This is a genomic window from Kitasatospora albolonga, from assembly GCA_002082585.1.
GTDB classification, from domain to species: domain Bacteria; phylum Actinomycetota; class Actinomycetes; order Streptomycetales; family Streptomycetaceae; genus Streptomyces; species Streptomyces stephensoniae.
The window spans coordinates 5,389,955-5,401,239 of sequence record CP020563.1; the positions used below are offsets into that span (position 1 = coordinate 5,389,955).

The following is an 11,285-nucleotide window of genomic DNA, read 5'->3' on the forward strand; positions in this document are numbered from 1 at the left end:
ATGAGGCGCCGGGCTCTCTGAGCAGTTCCACTCCTCGCTGGGCAGTGCGTGCCACAGGTCGAGCCAGTCGTGGAGCAGGAAGAGGGGGCGGGTCAGGACGATGTCGTCGGCCCGCTGGGAGCGGATCGCCAGGCCGAGGTCGGCGAAGACCGGATCGCCGGCGACGCTGTACGCCAGGCTGTCGGGCCGTGTCGTGCGGTGGACGAGCCAGTCCTCCACATGGGAAGGCGCGCAGCCGGTCAGCGGGGCTGCGTCCAGTCTCGCCTGGGGGCCGGTGAGTGCGTCTGCGGCGACGCACCCCAGGCGGCCGTCGTGAAAGAGGGCCCTGATCCCGCTCTTGGCGAAGTCGGCGTACTTGAGCTGCTGGTCTTCGCCGTGGTGGGAGTAGGGCGAGACGGCCGGTTCTTCGCCGAGGGCACGGGTGATCTGCTCCAAGGTCATCCCGAAGTGCAGGGGGCCGACTCCTACGTACGACGTGAACGTCCACTCGGCGCGCTCCTCCTCCCGGGCGATCCGCCACGGGCCGCGGTACCCCGCCTCGCTTCCAGCGGCGGCCACAGGCGGCTCGGGTGCTGGCTCGTGCGGGGCGGCCGGTATGGGCACGGTCCGGTCCTCATGTCGGCGGCCGAGTCGTTCCGGAGCCGCGGTGTCCTTGGGTTGCTCTTCCAGCCAGCGGATCGCCTGCTCCTGCTCCTGGCCTCCGAACGGGTCCTCCGCCAGCTCGCCTGCCCGGTCCCGGGCCGCGCGGCGCTCCTTCTCCGCAGTGACGAGACCAGCGACATCCTCCCCCCAGGCAGCCAGCCGTTCCCGGGCGATCCACCGGTAGTACGAGTCCGTGCTCACGGCCAGGACCTCGCGAACGGCGGGCGCGTACCGGGGTACGGACGAGGCGAGGGCGGGATCGGCCAGGAGCAGGGCGGTGGCCGCGAGCGCGGCCTCCTTCACCAGTCGATCGTCGGCATCGCAGAAGTCCGCGATGCGGTCGTAGAGTACGGGCCTTGCCGCACGGGCGGCAGCCAGATTCTGCGCCGTGCCGACGCCGTCCTCGATGTCCAGGCGGGCGATGTCAGCGAACGAAGCCAGCCAGTTCAGCAGTTCGGCGCGGAGCGACCGCCGGCCGGCCCTGCGTTCCCACCGGTCTTCGGCGAGAGTGCGCGGATCGTCGAGAAGACCGGCCAGGACCAAGGCCGCCGGAGCGGTCGCCGGAAACACCTGATCCTGATGGAGGAGCAGCCGGTACAGATCGCCTACCGCTCGTGCCCTGTGGGCCGGGTCGACGGCGAGCACAGCGCCGAGGACGTCCGGTGTGTCAGGCACACCGTGTTGCCCCGTGCAGACGTGCGGCAGCTCCTCCCAGGCAGTGCCGGCGAGCTCTGCCTGTGCTCCGGGCGGCAGGGAGTCGGCGGGGCCGTCAGGAAGATCTGGGGTCATCTCGTTGATCACGACCGCAGTGTCCCAGCCGACTCCGGCATCAGTGCCGCCGATACGTGCCACAGGCCGCAGACGGCTCACGCTCGAGCAACCATCTGATGCCCTTGCTGCTCGTGGCAGCGAGGGCGATGCTCTTATGGATGTCAAATTGCTGTCAGAGCGTGGGTAGGGTCGGGAGCGGTCAGTGGGGTTGGGAGGTTCGGTGGAGTGGCTCGATACGGATTTCGGGTACTACGCGTTGTGTCCGGAGCCGTATCTGACGGATTGGGAGGGCACCGAGGCGGATGCGGTGGGAATTGAGTACGTCGGGAGAGTTCCCCTGCCTGATCACGGTGAGGTGCTCACCTTGGGCGGGGAGCCGTCGGCCATCACCTACCTTGACCGCACTATGACGTTCATCCGATGGCACGCGGCCGACAACGACACTGGGCTGGAGAACGCGGTAGAGCGGAGCATGGCGTCGGACGAGTGGCAGGACGTCTTCGACATCGACCTCGGCGGCCGTTACTTTTTGCTGGACTCTGCGGCTCGTGGCGACGAGATCAGCGAGGCTGATGTGATCCGAGTGGATGTCCCCCCGGGGCGTTACCGCGTGCAGTCGCTCTTCATCAGCCCATCCGAGGACGCATCGTTCATGCTGGAGCGGCTGCTCAAGATGTGAACGCTCATACCTGGCTGAGGCGGCCGCCCGAAGGGGCGTCATGCGGCTTTTGTGAGCTGTTCGGCGGTGGTCCGGGCTTGGGCCGGAGCAGCCAGGACCTGGTAGATCTCGCGGGCGATGTACCGCTTGAGGCAGCGGATGATCTCCTTCTTGGACATGCCTTCCTTGGTCTGCCTCTCCATGTAGTCCTTGATACGTGCGTCGTAGCGCAGGCGGCAGAGTGCGATGCGGTAAAGCGCGGAGTTGGCCTGCCGGTCGCCGCCGCGATTGAGCCGGTGGCGCTGGGTGCGTCCGGAGGAGGCCGGCAGCGGGGCAGCGCCGCAGAGCATGGCGAAGGCCGCCTCCGAGCGCAGGCGCTCGGGGTTTTCGCCCGCAGTGACCAGCAGTTGGCCGGCGACGTCGGGGCCGACGCCGTTCAGGGCCAGCAGGGTTTGATCCGGTAGAGGCGGCAGCCACCGGCAGAGCGGGCGGACAAGACAGTGATGGGGCCTCTGGTCAGGCTGAATGAGGAGGGGGTGGCGCCCGCTGAACGGGCGCCCTGTGCGAGGCCGAGGAGGCTCCCGTCTCCGCCGAGGGGGCAGGGAATTGGCCCCGGTGGCGCCTTCGACGGTGACTAGGTGGAGGCGGAAGCCTTTGCCAGCTCCGAAGCCCCGAGTCGGGTGAGCTTCTTGCAGACTGCGAGCGCTGTTCTCGTGGCGTCTCCTCCCGTGAGGCGCACGTCGATCGCGAGCGCGGGTTCGGCGGAGAAGGCTCGGGCCCGGACGGTGTACGAGACCTCGTTGCCGTTGTCGTTGGTCTTGACGTACCCCGCCAGCGGGGCGTTGCAGTGCTTGATCCAGGCCATCGAGTACCGCGAGCAGGGCTGCTCCAACGTCGAGGGCTGGATCGACTCCAGTCGGAATAAGCTGAAGACGGCGTCCGCACAGCAGCTCGCCGAGGCTGCTTTGACGATGACCTCTGTCGAATGGCAGAAGGTCTACTTGCCCTGAGTGGATCGCGAAACGTCCCGTACTCACGTCAAAGTGGCGCGCGGCGGGGCGTATGGGGTTTCGCGACGGCCAGCCTTTCTTACCCATCCACGTATGACTGGCTGTTGAGGTGGGCGGCGATTTTTCCGACCCGCGCTCAAGGCGGTACCGCACGGCGCGAGCCGTGATGGAATCGTGGGCGGCGATCAGCTCATCCGACCAGTCCAGGGCGTAGCGGAGGAACAGGGTCCGGCGCTCCCCGGGAGAGGTCGCAGGCCCCCACGCTTGCTGGATGTCGGCCAGGTGGGAGCAGATCACGTCGGCCGTCCGCAGGTCGACGGTGCCCTTGGGCATGTCGGCGTCCGGGACCTGCGGATGGCGGATGCCATGCGCGGCGCCGGGGTCCCCATCGCTGGAAGCAGATGCTCGACGAGGCGCCGCTCGTACGCTCACGCCCGCTTCCTTGTCCGAGTTCGCGCACGCGGCCTCGTAGGAGGTGTGGCGGGTACGGGCCCTCCCTCCCCAACCCCGGGGTGTACCTAGGTCCCCCACGGACGCCACCCAGGGCCATGGGCCGGGGCGCTTCCGCGGGATTGACTGGTTGCATGACGAATCGACAGCGTCCGCGCCGCCTCCTCCTCGCCTTCCAGGTACTCCTGCTGACCGTGCTCGTGGTGCTCGGCAGCGGGGTGGCGCAGGCCGCTGGGCCGGGGCGGGATGCCGGTCTTCGTTCGCAGGGGCGGAGCGGCTCCCTGCCGGGGGCGCTCGACGCCCTTGTGCGGAAGCAGCTCGCCGACCATCGCATCCCGGGCGCGGCCGTCGTGGTCGTCCAGGGTGGGCGGCAGGTCTTCGCCCAGGGGTACGGGGTCGCGGACATCGAGGCCGGGACGGCCGTGGACCCGGAGCGCACCGGGTTCTTCCTGGCTTCCGACGCCAAGCTGTTCACCGCGATCGCGGTGCTTCAGCAGGTCGAGAAGGGTCGGCTCGATCTGGGGGCCGACGTCAACCGCTACCTGAAGACCTTCCAGGTCGCCGACACCTTTCCCGGGCGCCCCGTGACCGTACGGGATCTCCTGACGCACACGGCGGGCTTCGACAACAACATCATCGGGCGGGCCACCGTGCGCCCCGAGGACGTGCGGCCGCTCGGTGAGAGCCTCGCCGAGCACCAGCCCCGCCGGGTGCGGCCGCCGGGCACGGTCGCCAGTTACGACAACTACGGGGTGGCGCTCGCCGGTCATCTGGTGGAGACCGTCACGGGCACCCCGTTCGCCCAGTACGTGGACCGGTCGATCCTGCGGCCCCTCGGCATGCGGTCCACCAGCTTCGCCCAGCCCCACCCCCCGGCCGTCGAGGCACGGCTCGCACGCGGCCACCGGCCCTCCGGCGGGCGGCAGTTGGTGGAGAACGGGCAGTACGGCGACTGGAGCCCGACCGGGGCGGGTGCCGTCAGTACGGCCGGTGACATGGGGCTGCTGCTGCGCGCCCTGCTTGACGACGGTGGTCCCCTGCTCACGCCGAAGTCCCGATCCGCCCTGATCAAGCGGCAGTTCGGCAACGACCCGCGGCTCCCCGGTCTCGGCTACATCCTGGAGGAGCGGGTCCGCAGCGGGCAGCGGATGCTCGTCAAGGAAGGCGATCTGCCGGGATTCCACGGCAACTTGGCGCTGCTCCCGGAGCGTGGCGTGGGGGTGTACGTCGTCTACAACGGTGACGGTGAGGGCGGTGGCGCCACCTGGGCCGGGCAGGAAGTGGCTGACCTGGTCGCCGACCACTTCGGCGCCGCCCGGTCGGTGGAACGGTCGGCGGAACAGCCGGTGGAACGGTCCGCTTCGTACGCCGACGTCTCCCCGTACGAGGGCGACTACCGTTCCACGCGCACCAGTTCCTCCGAGCTGACCCGGATCGGCGCCCTGACCGGGTCGGTCCGGGTGGAGGCGGGGGAGGGCGCCACCCTGACCACGACCGGCCCGCTCACCCGCGACCCCTCCACCTCCGTACGGCACTGGGTGCAGATCAGCCCCGGGCTCTTCCAGGAGAAGGGCGGCCAGGACCGTATCGCCTTCCGGGACGGCCGGCTCGTCGTCGCCTCGGACGCCTCGGCAGCGTACGAGCGGCTGCCCTGGTACCAGTCGCCCACCCTGCACCAGCAGGCCCTGCTCGCCAGTCTCGCGTTCCTCGCGCTGACCGTGCTGGCGCTGCCGGTGCTGGCCCTGGTGCGCCGCCGTTCGCCGGGTACGCCGGGAGGTGCGCGCGCCGCCCGGCTGCTGCTCTGGACGACCGGGGCGCTGATCACCGCCGCCACGGTGTGCTTCGTGCTCCTGTTTGCCGACCCCGACGCCCTCAACCGCACCGTGATGGTGGGGGATTCGGTGCTGCTGGAGATCGTGCCGACGCTGATCACCATCGCACTCGCCACCACGTGCGCCATGGTGCTGTGCGCGGGGCTCGCCTGGCGCCGACGCTGGTGGCGGCTGTCGGGCCGGGTGCACTACACGTGCAGCACGCTGGCCGCGCTGGTCTTCCTCGGGGTGTGCTCCGCCTACCGGCTGATCGGGTAGCGGGCATGTGCGAGGGCCCGGACGGGGGCAGTCCCGTCCGGGCCCTCTGTGCGGTGTCGCGGGGTGGGCGACCGGGGCGTACGGCGCTTACCAGCGCGTTGTCTCCCCGAAGAAGTCCGCGATCTCCACTGCCTCGCCCGACTCCCGTGCCGCGTGGAACACGTGCAGGCCGACCGCGAGGTCCAGGACGCCCAGCCCGAACGGGGAGAAGATCACCGGCTTGTCGGACCCGGTCGTCACCTCGCCCTTGATGAACTGGGCGAGCGTGCCGGTGATGAAGTGCCGGTCCCCGTACTTCTGTTCCGCGAGGTGCGGGGAGGTGTTGGCCTTCAGGCAGTGGTCGATGTCGTCGAGGATGTTGTACGAGCCCTCGATCAGCTCCGGGCCGATGTCCCGCAGCGAGATGTTGAGGACCACCTGACCGGGGGCGAAGGCGGCCGGGTCCACGATGTACGGCTCGGCGGCGGTGGTCGCGAGGACCACCACGTCGGCGCCCGTGAGCGCCGAGGCGAGGTCGGGGTCGGTGGTGGCCGGGTAGCCCAGGGTGCCGGTGGCGTGGGCGGCGAGCGCCGCACCGTACTCCTCGCTCTTGTCGTGCACGGAGAGCGAAGTGACCTGCCAGTCGCGGGACTTGAAGAACTCGAGGATGTTGCGCGCGATGATGCCCGCCCCCACGACGGTCAGCTTGCCGGCCGTCCGGCCGCCGGTGAGCTGCTCCGCCGCGAGCACCGCGGAGGCCGCCGTGCGGGCGGCGCTGATCTGCGAAGCCTCCAGGCAGGCGAAGGGGTAGCCCGTCTCGTAGTCGTTGAGCAGCAGGGCCGCCGATGCGCGCGGTATGCCGCGCTCGATGTTGGCCGGGAAGCTGCTGATCCACTTGATCCCGGAGACGTCGGCCGCACCGCCGAGGTGGGCGGGGAGCGCGATGATGCGGGCGTCGGGCTTCTCGGGGAAGCGCAGGAAGTAGCTGTCGGGGTTCACGGAGTCGCCCGCGTCGTGGGCGAGGTAGGTGTCGCGGACGACATCGACGATGGCCTGCCGGGAGGAGCCGATGACCGCCCGTGCGGTCTTGCCTCCGATGACGCTGAACTCGTACATGGCGTGCTGTCCTTGGGAGTTAGGTGGGTGTGGTGCGGACGAGGGAGTGGTGAGCGCGTGCGACCGCCGAGCGGGGCCGTGAGGCCCGCTCGGCGGGTGGGGCTGTGGGGTGGGGTGGTCAGCGGTTCGTCAGCAGGCGGCCGTCGGGTGAACCCGCCTGGTCCGGGCCGGGGCTCTCCTTCGCGGCCGATCGGGGGGCCGGGGCCGAAGCCGCCTCCTCCTCGCCGTGGGAGAGCTGCGGCAGCCACTTCAGCCAGCCCGGCAGCCACCAGTTGGAGCGGCCGAGCAGGACCATCACGGACGGCAGGAGCACAGCCCGTACGAGAGTGGCGTCGAGCAGCACCGCCACCGCCAGGCCGACGCCCAGCTGCTTGAAAGCCTGCATGGACAGCGTGCCGAACACCGCGAACACGGCGACCATGATCATGCCCGCGCTCGTGACGACCCCCGCCGTGGCGCGGATTCCGTGGGCGACGGCCGTACGGTTGTCGGCGCCCCGGCCGTGGGCCTCCTGGACGCGGGAGACCACGAAGACGTGGTAGTCCATCGACAGGCCGAACAGCACCACGAAGACGAACAGCGGCATCCACGACTCGATCGCGCCGACGGCCGTGGTGCCCACCAGCTCGTCGCCCCAGCCCTTCTGGAAGACGGCGGTCATCACCCCGTAGGCGGCGGCCACCGACATCAGGTTGAGGACGATCGCGGTGACCGCGATGACCGGGGAGCGGAAGCACAGCAGCATCAGCAGGAAACTGATGCCCAGCACGAAGGAGAAGACCGGCAGGACCGACGACTTCAGCTGGCTGTTGTAGTCGGTGGAGAAGGCCAGGTCGCCGCCGACCGCGGCCTCGGCGCCCGGGGCCTTCGCCAGGGTGGCCGGGATGATGTCGTTCCGCAGCTCCGCCAGGGCCTTCGCCGATGTCGCGTTGCGGCCGTCGCCCGCCAGCGGGGCGTTGATCACCGCGATGTTCTCGTCCTGGTGGACGGTGATCTCGATCGGGTTCCTGACCTGGCCGGAGGCCAGGGCCCGCTGCTGGAACTCCTCGATGGCGGCGGTGGTGGCGGGCGCGTCGATGTCGGCGGCCCTGAACACGACCTGGGCCGGTGCCGGGGCGCCCGGGAAGACCTTCTCGATCCGCTTGGCCGTCTGCGCCGTGACGTTGTCGGCGGGCAGCAGCTGGTCGAAGCCCAGCTTCTCGGTCTTCATGGACAGGGCGGGCGCGGCGAGCGCGAGCATGAACGCGATACCGAGGACGGCGAACAGGGCAGGCGCCTTGATCACCGCACCGAGCAGCCTGCCCGGCTTCCGGTCCGCCGCCCGCGCGCGGGACGTGCGGCGCAGACCGGGGATGCGGCCCGCGTCGATGCGGTCGCCGAGCATCGACATCACGGCGGGCAGTACGGTCATGGAGCCGAGCACCGCGATCAGGACGACCTCGATGGTCGCGATGGCGAAGCCCTCGAAGACGGTCAGGCCGGAGAAGAACATGCCGGCCATCGCGACGGCGACGGTGATACCGGAGATCAGCACCGAACGGCCGGAGGTCGCCGCCGCGATGCGCAGCGCGGACTCCTTGTCGCGGCCCGCGGCCCGCTCCTCGCGCTCACGGCGGATGTAGAAGAGGCAGTAGTCGACGCCGACGGCGAGCCCCATCAGCAGCAGCACCGAGTTGGTCATGGCGTCGACCGGGACCAGCTGGCTGGAGAGGGCGAGCAGGCCCATGGCGGCGACGCACGCGGTGATGGCGAGGATCAGCGGCAGTACGGCAGCGACGAGCGCGCCGAACACGATGAGCAGGATGCCGAGCGCGACCGGCACGGCGGTGAACTCGGCGCGGGTGAAGTCCGCGCCGAGCGAGTCGTTGATCCCCTTGAGGCCGGTGGCGGCGCCGTACTGGCCGAAGGTGACGTCCTGATGGGCGCCCTCCGCCTTCGCGAGCGCGTCGATGACGGGCTGGATGCGGTCGGCGGCCGTGTCCGGGTCGCCCTTCACGGAGAACTGGACGAGCGCGTCGTGCTTGTCCTCGCCGATGGCGCCCGTCTCGTACGGGTCACCGATGCCCTGGGCCAGGCCCGTACCCTCGACGGCCGCGATCGCGTCGGCCACGGCCTTCTTGAACTCCGGCGCGTCGGCGGTCAGCCGGTCACTGTGCACGAGCACGATCTCGGGTGCCGGGGAGGTGATACCGGCCTCGACGAGAATACGGGCCGAGCGGCCGGATTCCCCTGTTCCGTAGTCGGCCTCGGTCAGGCTTTTCTGCCCCACCAGGTTCCCCAGCACCGTGAGCGCGATGACGGCGAAGAGCCATCCGAAAAGCGCGGTCTTACGGTGCCGGGCGCTCCACACCCCTAGTGAAGCCGCCAGATTTCGTTGACTTGCCATGACCTCTCCCAGTGGGAAGTGCTTTCCGGACCTACGATCAGCGACCCTCCGACGATAGGGGCGCGGGCCCGGCGGATCGCCTTTCCCGCTTGACAGTTGAGTGCCGCTGCAAGGTCCTGCCAGCCCCGCTGCGACCAGGGGCGCGCCGGGCCTGCAACATGCTGCACCGGCAGGCTGCGGACACCGGGAACCGCGCTTTTCGGCCGAGGCGGCGGATACGTTTCTGACGGCGGGAGAACGCCGGTCCGAGGTCTGCATTCCTCTCGGGATTACCCGACGTCAGGATTACCCAGCTCCCGGTCTCCCATTCACAGAATTCCAAGAGAGGGGGAAATTCGTGAACACCGCGATCGAGGCCGACGGCCTGACGAAGAACTACGGCGGCCACCGTGCCCTCGACGGCGTGAGCCTGTCGGTCGAAGCCGGTACCGTGCTCGGCCTGCTCGGACCCAACGGCGCAGGCAAGACCACCACGGTCCGCACGCTCGCCACCCTGCTGGAACCCGATGAGGGCAGCGCGCACGTCGCGGGCTTCGACATCGTGCGCCAGCGGCGCGAGGTGCGTACCCGCATCGGTCTCGCCGGACAGTACGCGGCCGTCGACGAGCTGCTCACCGGCCGCGAGAACCTGATCCTGCTCGGCAGGCTGCTGCGGCTGGGCCGCAGGGGAGCCCGGGCGCGGGCCGCCGAACTGCTCGGACGGTTCGAGCTGGAGGCCGCGGCGGACAAGCCGGCCAAGGACTACTCCGGCGGCATGCGGCGCCGCCTCGACCTCGCCGTGAGCCTGATCGGCTCGCCCGAGGTCCTCTTCCTCGACGAGCCCACCACCGGACTCGATCCGGCCAGCCGGGCCACCCTGTGGCGCATGGTGCGCGACCAGGTCGACCAGGGCGTCACCGTGCTGCTCACCACCCAGTACCTGGAGGAGGCCGACTTCCTCGCCGACCGCATCCTGGTCGTCGACCGGGGCCGGGTGATCGCCGAGGGCACCTCCGACGAGCTCAAGCGGAAGGTCGGCGGCGAACGCCTGGAGGTGGCCGTCGCCGACGCCGACGCCCTCGCCCAGGCCGCCGCGGTCCTCGCCCCGCTCGCGGTGAACGCCCCGCAGCTGGACGGGCGGCAGCGCACCCTCCTCGTACAACTCCCGGACGGTATGGGGGCCTTGGCCGCCGCCGCGACCGCGCTGGAGTACGCCGGTGTCGCGGTGGAGGAGTTCGCGCTGCGCCGCCCCTCGCTGGACGACGTCTTCTTCCATCTGACGGGCGAGGTCACCGGTCCGCGGAGCGCGGAGGAAACGGAGAACGAGGACAGCGTGGACAGCGCGGAGAAAGCAGAGCGCGCGGAGAAAGCGGAGGCCCTGCGATGAGTTCGGCACTTGCCCACGGCCAGGACGTCGCGGCCCTCACCGGCCGCCATCTGCGCCATCTGCGCCGTACCCCGGAGAAGATCATCGGGGTGGCGCTCACCCCCGTCGCGATGGTCGTCATCCTCGGCTACCTCTTCGCGACCGTCGTCCAGGTGAAGGACGCGGGCAGCAGCTACCGCGAGTACATCATGGCCGGGGTCTTCGCCCAGGTCGGGCTCTCCTGCATCGGCATCACCGCGATCGGGGTGGCGGGCGATCTCGGCAAGGGGCTGATGGACCGGTTCCGTTCCCTGCCGATGGGCCGGGCGACCGTGCTGGTCAGCCACACCCTCGCCGATCTCGCGGCGGCGGCGCTGAGCATCGTCCTGGTGGCGCTCACCGGACTCGCCGTCGGGTGGCGGGTGCACGGCACGTTCGCGGAGAACCTCCTCGGCTTCCTGCTGCTGCTCGCCTTCGCGTACGCCATGCTCTGGGTCGGCGCGCTGCTGGGCATGCTGATGCGCAACCTCGAGGCGATCAGCGGGGTAGCGGCCCTGATGCTGGTCCTGTTCTCGTTCCTGTCCAGCTCGTTCATGCCGCTCACCGGCCTGCCCGGCTGGCTGCGGACGGTCGCCGAGTGGAACCCGGTGAGCGCCGTCTCCGAAGCCTGTCGCCAGCTGTGGGGAAACACCGGGGCCGTCACCTCCGCCAGCTATCCCGTGACGCACCCGGTGACCGTCTCGCTGATCAGCATCGGGCTGCTCATCGCCGTTCTCGTACCACTGAGCCTGCGCGTGTACCGCACTTCGGCCACGCGATGACTGCGTGCTTCTGGGGG

Annotated in this window: 6 protein-coding genes and 2 pseudogenes; 4 read left to right on the forward strand and 4 right to left on the reverse strand. The window is 70.0% G+C overall.

What is annotated here, in order from left to right:
- Window positions 1-18: 18 nt before the first annotated feature.
- A pseudogene (locus B7C62_24010) lies at window positions 19-1,287 on the reverse strand (hypothetical protein).
- A 328-nt stretch (window positions 1,288-1,615) separates the two neighbouring features.
- Here B7C62_24010 and B7C62_24015 point away from each other — a divergent pair.
- Window positions 1,616-2,092, forward strand: coding sequence for a hypothetical protein (locus B7C62_24015; GenBank protein ARF74958.1), 477 nt, complete (start codon window positions 1,616-1,618; stop codon window positions 2,090-2,092).
- 38 nt (window positions 2,093-2,130) lie between these two features.
- Here the strand turns inward: B7C62_24015 and B7C62_24020 are convergent.
- A pseudogene (locus tag B7C62_24020) lies at window positions 2,131-2,520 on the reverse strand (hypothetical protein).
- A 962-nt stretch (window positions 2,521-3,482) separates the two neighbouring features.
- On the opposite strand from B7C62_24020, the gene B7C62_24025 reads away from it, so the two are divergent.
- Entirely contained in the window at window positions 3,483-5,621 is a 2,139-nt protein-coding gene (locus B7C62_24025) for a hypothetical protein (GenBank protein ID ARF74959.1), read from the forward strand.
- A gap of 87 nt (window positions 5,622-5,708) precedes the next feature.
- Here B7C62_24025 and B7C62_24030 read toward each other — a convergent pair whose 3' ends face one another.
- Both B7C62_24030 and B7C62_24035 read right to left on the reverse strand, forming a co-directional pair.
- The gene (locus B7C62_24030; GenBank protein ARF74960.1) at window positions 5,709-6,716 is read right to left on the reverse strand and encodes a 2,3-diaminopropionate biosynthesis protein SbnB; all 1,008 of its coding nucleotides are present in this window, start codon (window positions 6,714-6,716) and stop codon (window positions 5,709-5,711) included.
- A 118-nt stretch (window positions 6,717-6,834) separates the two neighbouring features.
- Window positions 6,835-9,102, reverse strand: coding sequence for a hypothetical protein (locus tag B7C62_24035; GenBank protein ARF74961.1), 2,268 nt, complete (start codon window positions 9,100-9,102; stop codon window positions 6,835-6,837).
- Window positions 9,103-9,439: 337 nt separating this feature from the next.
- Between B7C62_24035 and B7C62_24040 the strand changes: the two genes are divergently transcribed.
- The gene (locus B7C62_24040; protein ARF74962.1) at window positions 9,440-10,468 is read left to right on the forward strand and encodes a daunorubicin/doxorubicin resistance ABC transporter ATP-binding protein DrrA; all 1,029 of its coding nucleotides are present in this window, start codon (window positions 9,440-9,442) and stop codon (window positions 10,466-10,468) included.
- Window positions 10,465-11,268 carry an ABC transporter gene (locus tag B7C62_24045; protein ID ARF74963.1) on the forward strand — a complete coding sequence of 268 codons (804 nt, stop codon included), beginning with the start codon at window positions 10,465-10,467 and terminating at the stop codon, window positions 11,266-11,268. The genes B7C62_24040 and B7C62_24045 overlap by 4 nt, the downstream gene beginning before the upstream one ends.
- The last annotated feature ends 17 nt before the right edge of the window (window positions 11,269-11,285 follow it).